Raw genomic sequence first — 18,417 nt, 5'->3', positions numbered from 1 at the left:
CGCAACATTCGGCGCCTGATCGCGAGCGCGAAGCAAGCCTGAATCGGCAGGCCCGGTCAACCGGGCCGGGCGACCAAATTCGTGCGCGTCAGGCGTCCTTTTGCCGCCCGATCCGGCCCAGATGGGTGAAGCCGAACCCGGCGGAATATTTCAGGCCATAGCCGAGCGCGCGGTCGATGCCGATATGGGCGAGCCAGATCAAGGCGATGGACAAGGTGAGCGGCGAGCCGAGGCCGAAGCCCAGCGTCAGCAGCGACACCGGCGCCATGTAGCTGTGGGCGGCGTTGTAGATCAGCGCGCCGAATTTGGCGTCGGACAGGTATGCCAGGAAGCTGAGATCGGGGACGAAGAAGAGCAGGGCAAAGACCAGCCAGGAGCCGTCCCAGGCCCAGTAAAGCATCACCATCCCGATAAACAGGGTGAGGCCCTCCAGCCGCAGCAGGATGTTGACGCCGCCCGTCGCCGCACCAGTCTCGGCCATTCTCTCGTCCATGCTCGCCTCCCGGGCAAAACTTTGTAATCTCTCACGCTTTTAGCCCGGACAGGGCAGCCCTGCGGCGCGGAAAGGCGCTTTCCGGTCCGCAAAATGCCGTGTTAGAACCCCGCATCACTTAAGAACTGGCGGGAGCAAATGAAACACATCCTGGACGCCCTTGAAGATCGTCGCGCCGGCGCAAAGCTCGGCGGCGGGGAGAAGCGCATCGAGGCGCAGCACGCCCGCGGCAAGCTGACCGCGCGTGAGCGTATCGAGCTGTTGCTCGACAAGGGATCGTTCGAGGAGTTCGACATGTTCGTCGAGCACCGCTCCACCGAGTTCGGCATGGAGAAGAACAAGGTGCCCGGCGACGGCGTCGTCACGGGGTGGGGCACCGTCAACGGCCGCAAGACGTTCGTGTTCGCCAAGGATTTTACGGTGTTCGGCGGCTCGCTCTCGGAAACGCACGCGCTGAAGATCACAAAACTCCAGGACATGGCGATGAAGGCGCGGGCGCCCATCATCGGCCTTTATGACGCGGGCGGCGCCCGCATCCAGGAGGGTGTCGCCGCGCTCGCCGGCTATTCCTACGTGTTCCGCCGCAACGTGCTCGCCTCCGGCGTGATCCCGCAGATCTCCGTCATCATGGGCCCTTGTGCCGGCGGCGACGTCTATTCGCCTGCGATGACCGACTTCATCTTCATGGTGAAGAACACCAGCTACATGTTCGTGACCGGTCCTGACGTCGTGAAGACCGTCACCAACGAGGTCGTCACCGCCGAAGAGCTCGGCGGTGCCTCGGTGCACGCGACGCGCTCCTCGATTGCCGACGGCGCCTTCGAGAACGACGTCGAGACGCTTCTGCAGATGCGCCGCCTGATCGACTTCCTGCCGTCCAACAACAGTGACGGCGTGCCGGAATGGCCGAGCTTCGACGACATCGGTCGTGTCGACATGTCGCTCGACACGCTGATCCCGGACAATCCGAACAAGCCCTACGACATGAAGGAATTGATCCTGAAGGTCGTGGATGAGGGCGACTTCTTCGAGATCGCGGACATGTTCGCCAAGAACATCGTCACGGGCTTCGGCCGCATCGCGGGCCGTACCGTCGGCTTCGTCGCCAACCAGCCGATGGTGCTGGCCGGCGTGCTCGACAGCGACGCATCGCGGAAAGCCGCGCGCTTCGTCCGCTTCTGCGACGCCTTCAACATCCCGATCGTCACCTTCGTCGACGTGCCGGGCTTCCTGCCGGGCACCGCGCAGGAATATGGCGGCCTGATCAAGCACGGCGCAAAGCTACTGTTCGCCTATTCGCAATGCACCGTGCCGCTCGTCACCATCATCACCCGCAAGGCCTATGGCGGCGCCTTCGACGTCATGGCCTCCAAGGAGATCGGCGCCGACATGAACTACGCCTGGCCGACCGCCCAGATCGCGGTGATGGGCGCCAAGGGCGCGGTCGAGATCATCTTCCGCTCCGACATCGGCGACCCCGACAAGATCACCGCGCGCACCAAGGAATACGAAGACCGCTTCCTGTCACCCTTCATTGCCGCCGAACGCGGCTACATTGACGACGTCATCATGCCGCATTCGACCCGCAAGCGCATCGCACGGGCGCTGGCGATGCTGAAGGACAAGAAGGTGGAAGCGCCGGCGAAGAAGCACGACAATTTGCCGTTGTGAGATGACCGTAGCCCGGGTGTGCCCCGCTCATGCGGGGGCTACTGGTCGGAAGCAGGGAAGCGCAGTGACGCCGCGCCGTCGGTCCGAAAAGCAAATGATCGGGGAGCTGGAAGCGGGTCGCGAGCACCTGCTCTCGGCGCCGGCCTCACGAAGGTTGGTATCCTTGCTTCGGCTCCGTCTGCAGTCGATCACTCGGAACTTCTACATTGTACGTTACATTCCAGAACAAACAGAGGAGCTGTACGACGTGCTTGTTGATGGGGGCGCTGTTGTTCATATTGAGCTTCCTCGCGACGTGAGCAGCAGCGAGATCGTCTTCGAGAAAAGCAGTGTTGAGGTGTATCGCAGGACTATTGGTAAAGTGGGTCGTCGTAGACTTGATTTAGCACTCGAGCTTGCTCAACAATGACCGAAGACGATCCGACCGACGAAATCTCCGATATTGAAGATCGCATCGAGCGGCTCGCCGAGATCGCGGAGCGGTGCCGGAAGTACATCCTTGCCTCCAAGATCGCGATCGGGGGCGGGGCGGCGCTGCTGTTGGTGACAATCCTCGGCGTGTTCGGCTTCGGTCAGACCGCAGCCCTCGGATCGATCGCGTTGGTACTTGGCGGGATCGTGTCGCTGGGCTCGAACGTCAGCACGTTGCGGCAGACGGACGATGCTATCAGCGCTGCGGAGGCGCGACGTGCGGCGTTGATTGGCAGCATCGACCTGCGCGTCGTGGCTGATGCACCGCTGAAGCTGGTATGAGGTGTAGGGCGGATTAGCGACAGCGTAATCCGCCAATGTCTTTATCGCCGGGTGCAGGCGTTGGCGGATTACGGCTTCGCCTAATCCGCCCTACGAATTACGAGCGCGCTTTATCCGCCGCAGCGAAATGCGCCATCTGGTCGGCGTGGGCCTTGGCGAACGCCGGGCGGGCTGTGGCACGCGCGACGTAGGCGCGGCAGGCGGGACTGTCCGCCAGCCCGTCGAAACCATCGACGACGCGCAGCACGTCCGACATCAGGATGTCGGCGACGGAGAAGGAGCCGGCCAGCCATTCGCGGCCGGCCAGCACCGGCTCGAGATGCTTCAGCCGAAGCTTGAGGAAGTCGTCCACGAATTTCCACGCCGCCGTGTCGGTCGGATGTCCCATGAACTTCGACATTCCCCAGGGCAGGCTGGCCATCTCCACCGAATTGAGCGCCGCGAACACCCATTCCGTCGCTTCAGTGCGACCGCGCGGATCGGATGGCATCAGCTTCTCGCTGAGCCTGCCGAGATGCAGCAGGATCGCGCCGGTCTCGAAGATCGAGAGGTCGCCGTCGGTCAGCCAGGGCACCTGGCCGAAAGGCTGATGCGCGAAATGTGCGGCGCCGCGATCGTCGAACGGGGCGCTTGCGACGCGATAGGGCAGCGCGGCCTCTTCGAGCGCCCAGCGCACGCGAAGGTCGCGCACGAATCCTCGCGGCGGTTCGGGAACCCAATTGAAGGTGGTCAGGGTGAGGTCGGCCATTTGCTGTCTCCGTGTCCTGGTTCGAAACAAAGGACGAGCGAAGGGCGTCCGTTCCGACACCCGCGCCAACTCTTTTTGTCGGCGGCGACTTATCCGGCTAGGTTCGCGCCAAACAACAGGAGGAAATCCGATGCCCGCTGCCTTCTTCGTCGTTCGCGCCATCGTCACCGATCCCGGCAAGCGCGCCGCTTTCGACCGATGGTACGAGACGGAACATGTGCCCGACGCGGTGAAGGCATTCGGCGTGAGCAAAGCCTGGCGATTCTGGAGCCTGGACGATCCCTCGCTGCATCAGGCGATGTATCAGTTCGATGACGAGGCCAAGCTCGCGGCGATGCTGAAGGGCGATGCGCTCAACCAGCTCGTCGCCGATTTCAACCGCGACTGGCCCGACGTCAAGCGTTCACGCGAGACGCTGGTGCTGGCGCAGGAGTTTGCGAAGTAGCGAGGTCCATCCAGGCTACGAATTCTCCATCTCACTTCATTTCTGAATCTGAACACGGGATTCAGCCTTGGTTCATGTCGTGACCGCGACACTCCCTCTGCATCACTTGCCAGGTAGCCTAGAGGACATGTCATGGAGCGCCGGAACTTTTTGAAACTTGCATTGGGAGTGACGGCGGGCGCCGCCGCCTTCGCCGCGACCGCGCAGGCCGCGCCGTTGTCGCCGCAGCCGGTCGGCGATCCCGCGCGCATGCCGCAAGACAACCCCGACGCTCATCCTGCCGTCACCACCGGCGAGGAAGCCGCCAAGCTGACGCCGGAACAGGTTCACTGGCATGGCCGCCACCGGGGCTGGGGTCACCGTCATTGGGGCTGGCGTCGCCGGCGCTGGCACCGCCGCCACTGGTGAGCCGCGGCAAGCCGCGAATTTAGACGGGGATCGCAGCCGCGGTCCCCGTTTCGTTTCTGGCCGCTCAAACTCCACGGCGGACGATTAGTCGGCGGCAAGCCTGAAAACGAACAAGCCTGAAAACGAAAATGGCCGCGCAGGCTGAATCTGCGCGGCCATCTTTGCGATGCAAAGAGATCAGAACGGGCGGCAGCGGCCGGCGTACCAGCGGAAGCCATAGGGGCACACACGCGCGCGCGGCACGACGACGACTGGCGGAGCGACCACCACCGGGGCGGGGCGCACGACGACCGCGCCGCGCATCGGGCGGCAACCGCCGTAGGCGCCACGATACCAACCCGGGCCGCAACCCTGCGCGGCGCTGGCGGCCTCGCTGAAACCGACAACCGCGCTGGCGAGCATGGCGGCGGCGAACAGGTATTTCATGTGATCTTCCTTCTCGTCCTTGGGGCAAGTCTTTGGGGGCAAGTCTTTGGAGGCAGGTCTTTGGAGCAAGTCTTTGGGAGCTTGGCGCTTGCGGCGCACAATGAATCAAAAGACACGATTCGACATGTTAATTTTGCAACATGCCGGCACGGCGCGATCCAAACCTGCCAATCATGACCTGAATGCGGCATGAACGTTCCCGGCATGCGGCTTGGCGCGGCAGACATAGGCGTCGGCGTCCGGCCCGGCAGCAATCCTCCATGACGCCGGGGCCGGGGGCATTTGAGGCGCGCGTTGCCGGTGTGGCGGCGCGTGATCAGTCCTTCCCGTCGCCGAACAGCGCGGCAAACTGCTTCTCGCCGGTGCGGGTGAAGTTGACGACACGACTGCCGGGCGTGGCATCGCGAGCCGCCCATTTCAGCTCGGCGAAGCGCTGCATCATGGCGGCCCCGAGCGTGCCGGCGAGATGATGGCGCCGTTCGCTCCAGTCGAGGCAGGCTTTGCACACCGGGCGACGTGGATGGGTGAGCATGCCGGGCGAGATCTGCAGATGCCTGGCGAGAAAGCGTTCGCCCTCGGCCGTCAGCTCGATGTCCTGCTTCTTCTGCTTGACCAGATGCCGCTCGCGCAGGGAATCGAGCATCTGCACGCCGAGATCGCCGGCGAGGTGGTCGTAGCAGATCCGCGCGCGCCGCAAGGCGGGATCCTTCGGCCCGGTGCGCACGCGCATGTGGCCGGTGCGCGCGGCAAGGCCTGCAAGGCCCTCTAGCACGCTGGCGACGTCGTCGTCGGTGAGGCGATAGTAGCGGTGGCGGCCCTGCTTCTCCGGCTCGACCAGCCCGCCGGCCTCGAGCTTGGCCAGATGCGAGCTCGCAGTCTGCGGCGTGATGCCGGCCTCCTGCGCCAGCTCGCTCGCCGTGAGCGCGCGGCCGTTCATCAGCGCGGTGAGCATGTTGGCGCGCGCGGGATCGCCGACCAGCGAAGCGACCAGGGCGATGTCGGGTCCTGATTTCATGCTTCGATGGTAGCCGAAGCATTGTGGTCGGGCAAGGGCGTAGGTTCTCACTACGTCGTCATTGCGAGAAGGCGTAGGGTGGGCAAAGCGTAAGCGTGCCCACGTTCTGTTGCTATTACGGAGAAATGGTGGGCACGGCGCTGACGCGCCTTTGCCCACCCTACGAGACCGCGCTCGCAGTGACGGAAGAAACAGGAGCCATCATGTCCGTCACCGTCTTCATCCGCTACCAGATCGACCCGTTCAAGCGCGCGCAGTTCGAGGAATATTCGAAGCGCTGGCTCACCATCATCCCGAAATGCGGCGGTGACCTGATCGGCTATTTCATGCCGCATGAGGGCACCAACAACATCGCCTTCGGGCTGATCAGCTTCGAGAGTCTGGCCGCATACGAGGCCTATCGCGCGCGGTTGCGGCAGGATGCGGAGGGCATGGCGAATTTCCATTTCGCCGAGGAACACAAATTCATCCTCGCTGAAGAGCGCACCTTCCTGCGCAAGGTGGTATTGTAGGCCCGATAGCAGCAGGAGATGCCCATGATCGCCGTGATCTTCGAGGTCTGGCCGAAGCCGGAACACCGCCAGGACTATTTTGACCTCGCAGCCGATCTGAGGCCGATCCTGCAAACCATCGACGGCTTCATCTCGGTCGAGCGCTTCGAGAGCCTGACCGAGAAGGGCAAGATCCTTTCGGTGTCGTTCTGGCGCGACGAGGCGGCGGTGCAGGCCTGGCGCAACACGATGGAGCACCGCCGCACCCAGGCGAAGGGCCGGGCGCAGATCTTTGCCGATTATCACCTGCGCATCGCCAGCGTCGTCAGGGACTACGGCATGAATGATCGCGAGCAGGCGCCCAAGGACAGCCGGGCGGTGCACGACGCGCACTAGCGCTGCCGGGTGCGCACTGGCGCTGCCGTGTCGGCACGCCTATGTCTGCGCGGCCAACAAGGGAGAAGAAACATGCACGTCACGACCGCGGACAAGCGCGCGACCTTCAAGAAGATGCACGAAAGCGGCTGCTTCATCCTGCCCAATCCGGTCGATAACGGCAGCGCCAAGGCATTGCAGCATCTCGGTTTCAAGGCGATTGCGTCGTCGAGCGCGGGCTTTGCCTGGACCATCGGCAAGGCCGACAACCACGTCAGCGTCGAGGATGTCTGTCAGCACCTGGCAGCATTGAGCTCGGCCGTCGACATCCCCGTCAACGCCGATTTCGAGGGCGGCTTCGCGGTCGAGCCTGAGAGGGTCGCGGACAATGTCGAGCGCTGCGTGCGCACCGGCGTTGCCGGCCTGTCGATCGAGGATTCCACCGGCGACAAGGACAGGCCGCTCTACGATCGCGCACTCGCGGTCGAGCGCATCAAGGCCTCGCGCAAGGCGATCGGCGACAGCGGCACGCTGCTGGTCGGCCGCTGCGAAGCCTATTTGTGGGGCGTGACCGACTTGAAGCTCGTTATCGACCGGCTCACCGCTTACGCCGATGCCGGCGCCGACTGCCTCTATGCGCCGGGCCTGAAGACCCGCGAGGACATCTCTGCTGTAGTGAAGGCTGTCGCACCAAAGCCGTTCAATCTCTTGATCGGCGCATCCGGCCTGTCGTTGCAGCAGGCCGAAGATCTCGGCGTGCGCCGGATCAGCGTCGGCGGCTCGCTCGCCCGCGCCGCCTGGGGCGGCTTCATGCGTGCGGCAAAGGAGATGGCGGAGAAGGGTACGTTCACCGAGCTCGGCAGCGGTTATTCCGGCGGCGAGCTGAACAAGATGTTCAGCTAAAGGCGACGATCAGCCCAGGAAACGAAAAGCGGCGGGACTTTTTGAGTCCCGCCGCTTACACGCGCTATTGCTAAGTGTTACTTCGCGCCGTCAGACGGCTTCTGCGTATCCGGGGCCGGCTTGCTCGGCGCCGCACCCGTGGTCACGCCCGGCTCGGCGTTGTTGCGCGGTGGCGTCACGTCGCGCATGCCGGGAGGCGCGGCCGGATTGGTGGGCTGCGTCTGTGCCGTCTGCGAGGCCGGTGCGTTGCTGGCCTGGTTGCTAGTGGTGGTATTGTTCAGGCCGTAGAACACGGCACCCAGCACCAGCGCAATCGCAACGGCGAACAACGCAACCTTGCCGCTGGAAGCGGGGCCTTCGCCAAGCTCGGGGTCGGCCTGAAGGTCGGCATCCCGGCGCGCCGCGCGAAGATACTCATCGTCGGCGAGGTTCGGGCGGTACGGATCGTTGGGAAAACGGTCGTCAGCCATCGATTCAATCTCCTCGTTGATTGCGCCGTGACAACCCGGGGATGCGAGCTTCTGTTCCGCCCGTTTTATGCTTTCGTCGGATGTTGCCCTCCCGGCGGGAATCGGGAACCTGTCTGGCTGGGAACTGGACGCGGGTTCCATGGCCGCGACGAAGGGAACAAGCCGATGTGGAGCCTGCCGCCGACGGATAGCGTGCTGCATCTTCTGGGACTCGTCGCCATCACGGCAGAGGGCATGACGGCGGCACTCGCCGCCGGCCGGCGCAGCATGGACTATGTCGGCGTTTGTCTTCTGGCCTGCGTGACCGCTCTCGGCGGCGGCACGCTGCGTGACCTGTTTCTCGGTCACTACCCGCTGGTGTGGGTGGCGAGCCCAATCTACCTCGCGCTGCCGGGTGGCGCGGCGCTGCTCACGATCCTGATCGCGCGGCTGGTGCATCGGCTGCACCTCGCGTTCATCGTGCTCGATGCCATCGGCCTCGTCGTCTTCACCATGATCGGCTGCAACGTCGGCTGGCAGATGGATGCCTCGCTGCCGATCGTGATCGTGTCGGGCATGGTGACGGGCTGCGCCGGCGGCGTGTTGCGCGACGTGCTCTGCAACGACGTGCCGCTGCTGTTCCGATCCGAACTCTACGCCAGCGTTTCGGTCGTGACGGGACTGTTCTACGCCACCGCCTTCGGCCTCAACCTCAATGCCGAGCTCTGGACCATCCTGACCTTCGTGCTCGGTCTCAGCTTCCGCCTGCTCGCGGTTCGCTACAAATGGGAGATGCCGAAATTCGTGTTCACCGGGGATGAGGAGAGGTGAGCGCCGCGCGCGCGAATGGCGAATAGCGGATAGATCTGGCTATTCGCTACTCCCCATTCGCCCCTGCTTCCTTGCCTTCGCGACCTGCGCCGGCGTCACCAGTGGGGCCGCATTGCCCCAGGCGTTGCGGATGTAGTTCGTCACCGCAGCGATCTCCTCATTGGACAGCTTGGCATAGGGCGGCATCTCGCCGGTGTTGGGCGCGCGCGGGGTAGTCACGGTGTGGGCGCCGTCGAGGATGATGCGCAAGGTGGAGGATGGATTGATCGATTGCAGCAGCGCATTGCCGGGCAGCGGCGGATAGATCCGCGGCGCACCCGAGCCGTCGGCTTCATGGCATGCGATGCAGAGCTTGGCGTAGACCGCCTGGCCCGCCTTCATCTCGGCATCATCAGGCGGCGTCACGATGGTCTCGCGCCGCGACGGCGGCAGGCTCTTCAGGTACACCGCGATCGCGCGCACATCGGCATCGCTCATCTTCGCCGTTGAGTTGACGACCACCTCCGCCATCAGCCCGCCGGCATGGCTCCTGGCATTGCGCCCGCTCTGCAGATATTCGGCGATGTCCGCCTCGCTCCACGACTTCAGGCCTGTGCGGGAGGCGCCGTCGAGCCTTGGCGCGTACCAGCCGCCGACCTCGTTGCCCGAGAGCGCCTGCGCCTGTTTGTCCGCGCCAAAATAGTTCTTCGGCGTGTGGCAGGCCCCGCAATGACCGAGCCCGGTGACGAGATAGCCACCTCTGTTCCACGCCGCGCTCTGGCTCTGGTCCGGCTCGTACAGGCCGGGCTTGAAATACATCGCGTTCCAGACCCGCATCAGGCCGCGATAGCCGAACGGCCAGCGCAGCTCCGGCGGCTTGTTGCGGTTGACGACGGGCGCAAGCGTGCCGAGATAGGCGCGGATCGCCAGCGTGTCGTCCTTCGTCATCTTCGTGAAGTAGGGATAAGGGAACGCCGGATAGTAGTTCGAGCCGTCGGGCGCGACGCCGGTGCGCAATGCGCGGGTGAAATCGGCATCTTTCCAGGCGCCGATCCCGGTGTCGCGGTCCGGGGTCAGGTTCGGCGCATAGATCGCGCCGAACGGCGTGTCGATGCGCTTGCCGCCCGCGAACGGTTTTGCCGGATCGGCGGTGTGGCAGCCTGCGCAGTCGCCGGCCTCGACCAGCGTCTTGCCGTAGGCGATCAGCTCCGGCGACGGCTCGGCGGCGCCGGCTGCGCTTGCAACCGCACTGCACAACGCCAAGCCGACAACAGCCGCGCCAGCCAGAATCGTCCGCATCGAAAGTCTCTCCTGCGACCAATCGCCCGCATCTGGCACGACAGGGGCATCAGTTCATTTCGCCACAGTGGGGGTATGGTGACACAAATTGAAAATGCCCAACGTGTTTCAGGCCACGAAATTGCGATTTTTACCCAGGGCTCCATTTGGTCCAGATTTGTGATGCGGATCGTGAAATATCCGACATAGAGTGGCGAGATTGGTCGGCGCGCCCTAGCTAAAAACAACGGGAAGGCAACGGCTTAAGTCGGAAAGACCTGAAACAGGGCGATAAAGAGGACAACATGGGAATCAACCAGGGTCCGATCAGTCTCGATCAAAAATACACCCAGGAAACCGGACACGTCTTCACCACGGGCATCCAGGCCCTGGTCCGCCTGCCCATGGCCCAGATCCGGCGTGACCGCGCCAGCGGCCTCAACACCGCGGGCTTCATCTCCGGCTATCGCGGCTCGCCGCTCGGCGGCTACGACCAGCAGCTCTTTGCCGCCCGCAAGCATCTCGAACAATACAACATCAAGTTCCAGCCCGGCGTGAACGAGGATCTGGCGGCCACCGCCGTCTGGGGCTCGCAGCAGCTTAACCTCTCGCCCGGCGCGAAATATGACGGGGTGGTCGGCATCTGGTACGGCAAGGGCCCCGGCGTCGATCGCTGCGGCGACGTGTTCCGCCACGGCAATGCCGCAGGCTCGGCCAAGAACGGCGGCGTGCTCTGTCTCGCCGGTGACGACCACGGCGCAAAATCCTCGACGGTCCCGCATCAGTCCGACCATGCCTTCATGTCGGCCTTGATGCCGTATCTCTATCCCTCGAGCATCCACGAGATGATCGAGATGGGCCTGCTCGGCATCGCGATGTCGCGCTATTCCGGCTGCTGGGTCGGCATGAAGGTGATCACGGAGACGGTGGAGACCACCGCCGAGATCGACCTCACCGACGAGATGAAGCCGTTCATCATCCCGACCGATTTCGAGATGCCGCAAGGCGGACTCAACCTGCGCTGGCCCGACGATCGCTTCGAGCAGGATCGGCGCTTGCAGGACTACAAGGGCTTTGCCGCGATCGCCTTTGCGCGCGCCAACAAGGTCAACCGCGTCACCATGGATTCGCCGAACGCCCGCTTCGGCATCATGGCGTCAGGCAAAAGCTATGAGGACGTCCGTCAGGCGCTGCGCGAGCTCGGCGTCACCGAAGAGGTCGCCGCCAAGATCGGCCTTCGCCTCTACAAGATCGGCATGCCCTGGCCGCTGGAGCCGGAAGGCGTGCATGAATTCGCCGTCGGCCTGGAGGAGATCTTCATCGTCGAGGAGCGCCGCGAGATCGTCGAGAACCAGGTCAAGCAGGTGTTGTTCAACTGGCGCGACGACGTGCGCCCGCGCATCGTCGGCAAGATGGACGAGCACGACAAGCGCTTTTTGACCTTCGCCGCCGAGCTCAGCGTCGCCTCGCTTGCGACCTCGCTTACCGAGCGTCTGCTTCGACTTAATCTCAATCCTGAGATTGCTTCGATGCTCCGCGCCAAGGCCGACTGGTTCAACGGCCGTCAGGCCACCCAGATGCAAGCGGTCGCCCCTGTCTCCCGCACTCCGTATTTCTGCTCCGGCTGTCCCCACAACACCTCGACGAAGGTCCCCGAAGGCAGCCGCGCGCTCGCCGGCATCGGCTGCCATTTCATGGCGCTGTGGATGGACCGCTCGACCGAGACCTTTACGCATATGGGCGGCGAGGGCGTGCCGTGGGTCGGCATCGCACCCTTCACCAACGAGAACCACATTTTCGCCAATCTCGGCGACGGCACCTATTTCCACTCGGGCCTTCTCGCCATCCGCCAGGCGGTGGCATCCAAGACCAACATCACCTATAAGATCCTCTACAACGACGCGGTGGCCATGACCGGCGGCCAGCGCCATGACGGCGATCTCTCGCCGCAGCAGATCACCCATCAGCTCCACGCCGAAGGCATCCGCGAGATCTATCTTGTCTCGGAGGCGCCCGACGCCTATCCGGCCAGCACCATCGCGCCGGGCGTGAAGCTCTATCATCGCGACGAGCTGCAAAACGTCATGAAGATGTGCCGGGAACACAAGGGCACATCGGCTATCGTGTTCGTGCAGACGTGCGCCGCCGAAAAGCGCCGCCGCCGCAAGCGCGGCCTGATGGAAGATCCGGCGCGCCGCGTCATGATCAACCCCGCGGTCTGCGAAGGCTGCGGCGATTGCTCGGTGCAGTCGAATTGTATCTCGGTCGAGCCGCTGGAGACCGAGTTCGGTCGCAAGCGCGCCATCAACCAGTCGTCCTGCAACAAGGATTATTCCTGCCTCAAGGGCTTTTGCCCGTCCTTCGTCACCGTGGACGGCGGCAAGCCGCGCCACCGTGCGCCGGCTGAGCTTGCCGATATCGGCGCGCTGCCCGAGCCGGCCTCGCGCCCGACGCTCGACAAGCCCTATAACATCGCGGTCGGCGGCGTCGGCGGCACCGGCGTTCTCACCATCGGCGCGCTGCTCGGCATGGCCGCCCATATCGAGGGCAAGGCCTCGATGATCCTCGACATGTCCGGCCTTGCACAGAAGGGCGGGGCGGTGCTCAGCCATGTCCGCCTGTCGGATCACCCCGCGGAAGTGACCTGCTCGCGCATCGTCACCGGCACGGCCGATCTCGTGCTCGCCGCCGATGAGGTGGTCGCGGTCGCCAAGGACACGATCTCGCTCTGCGACTCCACCCGGACGCGCGGCATCATCAACAGCCACGTCATCCCCACCGCCGATTTCGTCCTCAACCGCGACTTCAACTTCCAGACCCGCAAGCTGAACGGGCTCTTGGAGACCGCGCTGCACAAGGACTCGGTGTTCTTCGATTTCACCAAGCCGGCCGAGCAGCTGCTCGGCGACAGCATCGCCACCAACATGATGATGATGGGCTACGCCTATCAGAAGGGCTTGTTCCCGCTGTCGGCGGAGTCGATCGAACAGGCGATCGAGGTCAACGGCGTCTCGATCAAGATGAACAAGGAAGCCTTCCGCCTCGGCCGGCTCGCGGTCGCCGATCCCGCACGTCTTGCCAACATGCTGAAGGGTACGGACCAGGTGGCTGCGCCCAAGACGCTGGACGCCATGAGCCTCGACGAGGTCATCGAGCACCGCGCCAAGCACCTCGCTGCCTATCAGAACAGCCGTCTCGCCAAGCGCTACCGCAAGCTGATCGACCAGGTGCGCGATGCCGCAGTGAAGGGCGGTTATGGCGATGCGCTGCCGCGCGCGGTTGCGGTGAACTACGCCAAGCTCTTGGCCTACAAGGACGAATACGAAGTCGCGCGCCTCTACACCGACGGGGCCTTCGCCCAGCAGCTCCGCGATCAATTCGAGGGCGACTTCAAATTCAGCTTCAACCTGGCGCCGCCGATCCTCGGCGGTGGCCTCGACGCGCTGGGACGCCCGAAGAAGCGCGCCTTCGGCCCCTGGATGCTGAACGTCTTCGGCGTGCTGGCGAAACTCAAATTCCTGCGCGGCACGCCGCTCGATATCTTCGGCCGCAGCGCCGACCGCAAGCTCGAACGCGACCTGATCGCCGGCTACGAGAAGGACGTCGCCACCGTGCTCGGCCTGTTGTCGCCGGTGACGATCGACACCGCGGTGGAACTGCTGTCGCTGCCCGACCGCATCCGCGGCTACGGCCCGGTGAAGGAGAAAGCGGTCGCGGACGCCAAGGCCCGCTACGCCCAACTCGCCGCGGACTTGGCCAACCCGCCGCCCGCGCCAAGGCAGATCGCGGCGGAGTAGGGCGGTCTCGTAGGGCGGATTAGCGAAGCGTAAATCCGCCACACCTATTGCCGTGGCGATCAATACGGCGGATTACGCCATCGGCTAATCCGCCCTACGCCAGCGGACGACAATTCATCCGTTTGACAAGAGTTGTGGCGCCGCGATATCAGCAACTTGCGATAGTGAGGCGCGCCGGGCGATGCGGCCCTGCGCTATGCGGGCGATGATCGATGTCATTGCGCACTGTGTTGATCCTGTTTCTGGCCGTCGGTGTTTTGGCGGCGTTGGGGATGTTCTGGAATCAGCATGCCATCGAACGTGTCATGCGCGATGGCTATGGCACCACCGGAAAGATCATTTCGGCCAAAGTCGTCTCGCCGCGGTTTCCGTTCGTGTTTGACGGCGGCTGGCCGCGCTATGTCGACGAAAATCTGTCGATCGGATTGCAGTGGACCGGCAGGGATGGCGTCCAGCGCGAGCGCACGGGCATTGCGGTCAGTGCTGCCTATGCGGCGCGGATCATGGTTGGCAACCAGCTCAAGCTCCTGACGATTCCCATTCAGGCTGTTGACGACGATGCATCGCTTCCGGTCATTGTCGAAGATCTCGACGACCATCTGAACCATATCCGGTCCACGTCCAGGTTCATGGCGGCGGGAGCAGGCGTTTGCGCCGTGCTCCTGATGCTCGTGATCGGATGGCAGACATGGTCGGCGCGTCGAGGCGGACCGGGGAGTGCGACGATCGCCGCCGGAGCAAGGCGTCCCTTTCCTTACATCCTCGGGACCCTGACTGCTGTGATGCTTCCATTCGGCGGCTACATGCTGGTGAACTCCTACATTGAGCAAAGCACGTTGAATGAGATCCTCGCCCATGGCGATGACGCCACCGCCGATGTGACCCGCGCCTACGGTGAGGTGAACAAGGCCGGTGAGGCCCCGAGCTATCTCGTGACGCTGGCGTGGACCGACAAGAGCGGACGACAGCAGGCCTACGGACCGACCCATATCAGCCCGGCGTTCTGGCGGCAGATCACGCGCAACGGCGTCCAGACCGTCAGACAGATCAGGATCCGCTATCTCTCGGGCAGACCTGATGCGCGGCCCCTGATCGTCGACGACGCGGCCGAGCGCCAACACCAGGACAGTTTTGGCGTGAAGGGAGGCGCTGTTTTTCTCGTCCTCGGCCTGATGTTCGCCGGGCTGACCGCGTTCCGTTATCGCGCGCGCCCGAGCACCGCCTCGTAGCGAAGAGTCTGTCTTTCACCCCTCGTATCGGACGAGCGAGCAACGTTCACAGCTCTTGATGCGCCTCCCGATCGGCTCGATAAGCACGAGCAGAACTTCGTCGAGAAAGTTCGCAATCACGGCTGGTTTGGCACGCATGTCTTCTCCGATGGCGAAGGACCGGGCTTCGCCTACACGACCGGATTCTGGCTGAAGTTCAGGTTTCCGGAGATGATCGTGTTTTCAATGGGACAGCAGACCGCCCAGGATACGTTCTGGACGATCTACCACGAACTCGACGCAGGACGGCGACCGCTGGTCGGCGAGCCCACGGATGCGCTGTTTGAGAATGTCGCCGCCGTGCTCCTTCCGGTGTCGTTGCAGCACTACCGCTCGCATCTCGGATGGAGCAGATGGTTCTACGGCAATGATGAGTTCGAATGCCTGCAAGTCGCGTACCCCGATCGCGACGGGCATTTTCCCAGGGCTGCGGAGGCAACCGCTGAGGCCCGTGCCGCACAGCCCCACCTGACGGAAGGCAACTGGTTGGGACGGCGCAAGGTCCCGTAGGGTGGGCAAAGGCGCGAAGCGCCGTGCCCACGACCTCGCCATGATTGCGCAAAAGACGTGGGCACGCTTCCGCCTTCGCTCTCCGAGCTACGGCGGACAAGTCGCTTTGCCCACCCTACGACACCACCCCTTGTGTTACCGCCGGGCGAAACATCCAAGAGACGAGTCAATCCCCGCGCGCAAAAACATTCCACTTTACCGAAATTCGGAATTGTCGTATCGGTCCGCCACCTCATCCCTCAAGAGGGGCGTATCGCGATCGTCACGAAACGCGGGGTGAGCGGCGGTGGACGCGGGCTGCGTGGCGCGGGCGATTGTCTCGTGCACGACGGGCGCGGTCTCGCGTACGGCAAAATCGTGTGGTCCTGACGCCCGCAGGCTGGCGTCAAGTCTTGCGAGTAATTGCAAGGCGACGGGGGCAATAGTGCATCGCTCCCCGGGGAGAGCACGACATAAGCCGTAAAGCCACTGCGCAGGGAAGGCCGGATGTTTGGCCGCACCTGTATGCCGCTGTGCATCTGTTCTTCGCGCAATCGCGCACAGCGGACCGTGGGTGCCCAGCCGGCACCCGGTCTTCCCTGCGCCCTCTGTTCAAGGAGGGAGCGAGACGGAAGCAAAGCTCGGGCGAGATGGGCCGCGAGGATGCGGGGGTGTGTCTGCGATGTGAGAGCGAGCCGGTCATCTAGACCGTCACCCTGAGGCGCTCGCCTCTTCGGCGAGCCTCGAAGGGCGACGGCCCGGCTGTCGCTCAGCGGGCGTCGAGATAGCTTGGCCGTGCATCCTTCGAGGCTCCTGATGGGGCACGCTGCGCCCCATCACTCGCACCTCAGGATGACGGGATTGGGAGTTGCGCCGACCCGCTGCCCTCTCGCGGGGCGGAATATTTCCGCGCTTGCCAATCTGCCCAGTGCGGTTCAGAAAAACGGGGCAATTAAGAAACGCCAGCGGAGACCTGAAGTTTGACCATCAAGGGCAAGGCCTACATTGCCGGGATCTACGAACACCCGACCCGGCATGCGCCGGACAAATCCACCGCCCAGCTCCACGCCGAGGTCGCCAAGGGCGCGATCGAGGATGCCGGGATCAGCAAGGACGATGTCGACGGCTATTTCTGCGCGGGCGATGCGCCCGGCGGCGCCTGGCCGATGGTCGACTATCTCGGCCTGAACACCAAGAAGCTCCGCCACGTTGACTCCACCGAGACCGGCGGCTGTTCCTACATCATCCATCTCGGCCATGCCGCCGAGGCGATCGCGGCGGGCAAGTGCTCGATTGCGCTGATCACGCTCGCCGGCAAGCCCCGCACCGGTGTGATGCCGCCGCGTGCGGCCGGTGCCGAGGTCGATTTCGAATCCGCTTACGGGGCGACCACGCACAATGCCTATGGCATGTGTGCCATGCGCCATATGCACGACTATGGCACAACTTCAGAGCAGCTCGCCTGGATCAAGGTCGCGGCCTCGCATCACGCGCAATACAATCCGCATGCGATGCTCAAGGACGTCGTCACCGTCGAGGATGTCCTGAACTCGCCGATGATCTCCGATCCGCTGCATCGTATGGATTGCTGCGTCGTCTCCGACGGCGGCGGCGCGCTGATCGTGACGACGCCGGAGATCGCCAGGAGCCTGAAGAAGCCACTGGTCAAGCTGATCGGCCATGGCGAGGCGATGAAGGGCCCGCGCGGCGGCAAGGATCTCGATCTCACTTACTCCGCCGGCATCTGGTCCGGCCCGCGTGCGTTCGCGGAAGCCGGCATCACGCCGAAGGACATCAAATACGCCTCGATCTATGACAGCTTCACCATCACGGTGCTGATGCAGCTCGAGGATCTCGGCTTCTGCAAGAAAGGCGAGGGCGGCAAGTTCGTCGCCGACGGCAATCTGATCTCGGGCGTCGGCAAGCTGCCATTCAACACCGACGGCGGCGGCCTCTGCAGCAACCATCCGGTCAACCGCGGCGGCATGACCAAGATCATCGAGGCCGTGCGGCAGCTGCGCGGCGAGGCGCATCCGAAGGTGCAGGTCAAGAATTGCGATCTCGCCATCGCTCACGGCACCGGCGGCCTTTTGGGAGTTCGCCACGCCGCCTCGACGGCCATTCTGGAGCGCGTGTGATGAGCGAGACGAAGAAATATCCGGCACCGGTCACGAACCCCGAGACCGCCGCGTTCTGGGATGCGGCGAAGCAGGGCAAGTTCATGATCAAGCGCTGCACGGCGTGCGGCGAAGCGCACTATTTCCCGCGCTCGATCTGCCCGTTCTGCTACTCCGACAAGACGGTGTGGGAGGAAGCCTCGGGCGAGGGGACGATCTACACCTGGAGCCTGATGCGGAAGTCGCCGACCGGCCCCTACGCCATCGGCTACGTCACGCTGAAGGAGGGGCCGTCGGTGCAGACCAATTTCGTCGACTGCGATCTGGAGAAGCTCAAGATCGGCCAGAAGGTGAAAGTGGTGTTTAAGCCGACGGATGGCGCGCCACTGCCGTTCTTCACGCCTGCCTGACACGAAGCAAGATGTAACCCTCTCCCCTTGTGGGCGAGGGTGGCAGCCGAAGGCTGCCGGGTGAGGGGTCT

General features: G+C 63.9%; 19 protein-coding genes and 1 pseudogene. 14 read left to right on the top strand and 6 right to left on the bottom strand.

What is annotated here, in order from left to right; translation table 11 throughout:
* Positions 1-88 precede the first annotated feature (88 nt).
* Entirely contained in the window at positions 89-493 is a 405-nt protein-coding gene (locus BM190_RS25725; protein ID WP_018322291.1) for a DUF4260 domain-containing protein, read from the bottom strand.
* Positions 494-631: 138 nt separating this feature from the next.
* On the opposite strand from BM190_RS25725, the gene BM190_RS25720 reads away from it, so the two are divergent.
* The 3 genes from BM190_RS25720 (at position 632) to BM190_RS25710 (ending at position 2,917) form a co-directional block, all read left to right on the top strand.
* Complete coding sequence (locus BM190_RS25720) at positions 632-2,164, top strand: acyl-CoA carboxylase subunit beta (protein ID WP_091957395.1); 1,533 nt, start codon at positions 632-634, stop codon at positions 2,162-2,164.
* 94 nt (positions 2,165-2,258) lie between these two features.
* Positions 2,259-2,573, top strand: coding sequence for a hypothetical protein (locus BM190_RS25715; protein WP_143109080.1), 315 nt, complete (start codon positions 2,259-2,261; stop codon positions 2,571-2,573).
* Positions 2,570-2,917: a hypothetical protein gene (locus tag BM190_RS25710; protein WP_092260186.1), complete on the top strand. Its 348-nt coding sequence runs from the start codon at positions 2,570-2,572 to the stop codon at positions 2,915-2,917. Before BM190_RS25715 ends, BM190_RS25710 begins: the two co-directional genes overlap by 4 nt.
* 97 nt (positions 2,918-3,014) lie before the next feature.
* Here the strand turns inward: BM190_RS25710 and BM190_RS25705 are convergent, their stop codons facing one another.
* Positions 3,015-3,665 (bottom strand): glutathione S-transferase family protein, encoded by a 651-nt coding sequence (locus BM190_RS25705; RefSeq protein WP_092260184.1) that lies wholly within the window; start codon positions 3,663-3,665, stop codon positions 3,015-3,017.
* 130 nt (positions 3,666-3,795) lie between these two features.
* Here BM190_RS25705 and BM190_RS25700 point away from each other — a divergent pair, with 130 nt between their 5' ends.
* Complete coding sequence (locus BM190_RS25700) at positions 3,796-4,110, top strand: hypothetical protein (RefSeq protein ID WP_177237287.1); 315 nt, start codon at positions 3,796-3,798, stop codon at positions 4,108-4,110.
* Positions 4,111-4,242: 132 nt separating this feature from the next.
* Entirely contained in the window at positions 4,243-4,518 is a 276-nt protein-coding gene (locus tag BM190_RS25695) for a twin-arginine translocation signal domain-containing protein (RefSeq protein ID WP_092260182.1), read from the top strand.
* A 177-nt stretch (positions 4,519-4,695) separates the two neighbouring features.
* On the opposite strand, the gene BM190_RS25690 is transcribed toward BM190_RS25695, so the two are convergent.
* Entirely contained in the window at positions 4,696-4,944 is a 249-nt protein-coding gene (locus tag BM190_RS25690) for a GCG_CRPN prefix-to-repeats domain-containing protein (RefSeq protein WP_026202719.1), read from the bottom strand.
* A gap of 316 nt (positions 4,945-5,260) precedes the next feature.
* Positions 5,261-5,959: an ArsR/SmtB family transcription factor gene (locus BM190_RS25685; RefSeq protein WP_177237286.1), complete on the bottom strand. Its 699-nt coding sequence runs from the start codon at positions 5,957-5,959 to the stop codon at positions 5,261-5,263.
* 203 nt (positions 5,960-6,162) lie between these two features.
* Here BM190_RS25685 and BM190_RS25680 point away from each other — a divergent pair, with 203 nt between their 5' ends.
* The 3 genes from BM190_RS25680 (at position 6,163) to BM190_RS25670 (ending at position 7,728) form a co-directional block, all read left to right on the top strand.
* A complete protein-coding gene (locus tag BM190_RS25680; protein ID WP_018322300.1) occupies positions 6,163-6,471 on the top strand; it encodes an NIPSNAP family protein in 309 nt (102 codons plus the stop codon).
* Between the two features lie 24 nt (positions 6,472-6,495).
* The gene (locus BM190_RS25675) at positions 6,496-6,846 is read left to right on the top strand and encodes an antibiotic biosynthesis monooxygenase family protein (protein WP_092260178.1); all 351 of its coding nucleotides are present in this window, start codon (positions 6,496-6,498) and stop codon (positions 6,844-6,846) included.
* A gap of 72 nt (positions 6,847-6,918) precedes the next feature.
* The gene (locus BM190_RS25670; RefSeq protein ID WP_092260176.1) at positions 6,919-7,728 is read left to right on the top strand and encodes an isocitrate lyase/PEP mutase family protein; all 810 of its coding nucleotides are present in this window, start codon (positions 6,919-6,921) and stop codon (positions 7,726-7,728) included.
* Positions 7,729-7,805: 77 nt separating this feature from the next.
* Here the strand turns inward: BM190_RS25670 and BM190_RS25665 are convergent, their stop codons facing one another.
* A complete protein-coding gene (locus tag BM190_RS25665) occupies positions 7,806-8,198 on the bottom strand; it encodes a hypothetical protein (RefSeq protein WP_018322303.1) in 393 nt (130 codons plus the stop codon).
* A 165-nt stretch (positions 8,199-8,363) separates the two neighbouring features.
* Here BM190_RS25665 and BM190_RS25660 point away from each other — a divergent pair, with 165 nt between their 5' ends.
* Positions 8,364-9,008, top strand: coding sequence for a trimeric intracellular cation channel family protein (locus BM190_RS25660; protein ID WP_018322304.1), 645 nt, complete (start codon positions 8,364-8,366; stop codon positions 9,006-9,008).
* A gap of 39 nt (positions 9,009-9,047) precedes the next feature.
* Here BM190_RS25660 and BM190_RS25655 read toward each other — a convergent pair whose 3' ends face one another.
* On the bottom strand, positions 9,048-10,286 hold the full coding sequence (locus BM190_RS25655) for a c-type cytochrome (protein ID WP_092260173.1): 1,239 nt from the start codon (positions 10,284-10,286) through the stop codon (positions 9,048-9,050).
* Between the two features lie 284 nt (positions 10,287-10,570).
* Here BM190_RS25655 and BM190_RS25650 point away from each other — a divergent pair, with 284 nt between their 5' ends.
* The 5 genes and pseudogenes from BM190_RS25650 to BM190_RS25625 all read left to right on the top strand — a co-directional run bounded on the left by BM190_RS25650 (position 10,571) and on the right by BM190_RS25625 (position 18,346).
* Entirely contained in the window at positions 10,571-14,062 is a 3,492-nt protein-coding gene (locus BM190_RS25650; RefSeq protein WP_092260171.1) for an indolepyruvate ferredoxin oxidoreductase family protein, read from the top strand.
* A gap of 227 nt (positions 14,063-14,289) precedes the next feature.
* On the top strand, positions 14,290-15,291 hold the full coding sequence (locus BM190_RS25645; RefSeq protein WP_244550740.1) for a hypothetical protein: 1,002 nt from the start codon (positions 14,290-14,292) through the stop codon (positions 15,289-15,291).
* Between the two features lie 120 nt (positions 15,292-15,411).
* A pseudogene (locus tag BM190_RS25640) lies at positions 15,412-15,840 on the top strand (DUF4262 domain-containing protein); the annotation flags it as partial.
* 959 nt (positions 15,841-16,799) lie between these two features.
* On the top strand, positions 16,800-17,957 hold the full coding sequence (locus tag BM190_RS25630) for a thiolase family protein (RefSeq protein WP_092260167.1): 1,158 nt from the start codon (positions 16,800-16,802) through the stop codon (positions 17,955-17,957).
* Positions 17,957-18,346 carry a Zn-ribbon domain-containing OB-fold protein gene (locus BM190_RS25625; protein WP_018322310.1) on the top strand — a complete coding sequence of 130 codons (390 nt, stop codon included), beginning with the start codon at positions 17,957-17,959 and terminating at the stop codon, positions 18,344-18,346. Before BM190_RS25630 ends, BM190_RS25625 begins: the two co-directional genes overlap by 1 nt.
* Positions 18,347-18,417: the final 71 nt, after the last annotated feature.

Origin of the sequence: Bradyrhizobium sp. Rc3b, assembly GCF_900114915.1 — a bacterium.
GTDB lineage: Bacteria > Pseudomonadota > Alphaproteobacteria > Rhizobiales > Xanthobacteraceae > Bradyrhizobium.
This window is presented reverse-complemented; position numbering and strand designations above follow the sequence as displayed.

Excerpts from the sequence above, each read along its gene's own strand:
- BM190_RS25670 (WP_092260176.1), top strand. The coding sequence starts at position 6,919 with ATGCACGTCACGACCGCGGACAAGCGCGCGACCTTCAAGAAGATGCAC.
- BM190_RS25715 (WP_143109080.1), top strand. The coding sequence starts at position 2,259 with ATGATCGGGGAGCTGGAAGCGGGTCGCGAGCACCTGCTCTCGGCGCCG.
- BM190_RS25690 (WP_026202719.1), bottom strand. The coding sequence starts at position 4,944 with ATGAAATACCTGTTCGCCGCCGCCATGCTCGCCAGCGCGGTTGTCGGT.
- BM190_RS25685 (WP_177237286.1), bottom strand. The coding sequence starts at position 5,959 with ATGAAATCAGGACCCGACATCGCCCTGGTCGCTTCGCTGGTCGGCGAT.
- BM190_RS25695 (WP_092260182.1), top strand. The coding sequence starts at position 4,243 with ATGGAGCGCCGGAACTTTTTGAAACTTGCATTGGGAGTGACGGCGGGC.
- BM190_RS25705 (WP_092260184.1), bottom strand. The coding sequence starts at position 3,665 with ATGGCCGACCTCACCCTGACCACCTTCAATTGGGTTCCCGAACCGCCG.
- BM190_RS25665 (WP_018322303.1), bottom strand. The coding sequence starts at position 8,198 with ATGGCTGACGACCGTTTTCCCAACGATCCGTACCGCCCGAACCTCGCC.
- BM190_RS25675 (WP_092260178.1), top strand. The coding sequence starts at position 6,496 with ATGATCGCCGTGATCTTCGAGGTCTGGCCGAAGCCGGAACACCGCCAG.
- BM190_RS25650 (WP_092260171.1), top strand. The coding sequence starts at position 10,571 with ATGGGAATCAACCAGGGTCCGATCAGTCTCGATCAAAAATACACCCAG.
- BM190_RS25625 (WP_018322310.1), top strand. The coding sequence starts at position 17,957 with ATGAGCGAGACGAAGAAATATCCGGCACCGGTCACGAACCCCGAGACC.
- BM190_RS25660 (WP_018322304.1), top strand. The coding sequence starts at position 8,364 with ATGTGGAGCCTGCCGCCGACGGATAGCGTGCTGCATCTTCTGGGACTC.
- BM190_RS25720 (WP_091957395.1), top strand. The coding sequence starts at position 632 with ATGAAACACATCCTGGACGCCCTTGAAGATCGTCGCGCCGGCGCAAAG.
- BM190_RS25680 (WP_018322300.1), top strand. The coding sequence starts at position 6,163 with ATGTCCGTCACCGTCTTCATCCGCTACCAGATCGACCCGTTCAAGCGC.
- BM190_RS25700 (WP_177237287.1), top strand. The coding sequence starts at position 3,796 with ATGCCCGCTGCCTTCTTCGTCGTTCGCGCCATCGTCACCGATCCCGGC.
- BM190_RS25655 (WP_092260173.1), bottom strand. The coding sequence starts at position 10,286 with ATGCGGACGATTCTGGCTGGCGCGGCTGTTGTCGGCTTGGCGTTGTGC.
- BM190_RS25710 (WP_092260186.1), top strand. The coding sequence starts at position 2,570 with ATGACCGAAGACGATCCGACCGACGAAATCTCCGATATTGAAGATCGC.
- BM190_RS25725 (WP_018322291.1), bottom strand. The coding sequence starts at position 493 with ATGGACGAGAGAATGGCCGAGACTGGTGCGGCGACGGGCGGCGTCAAC.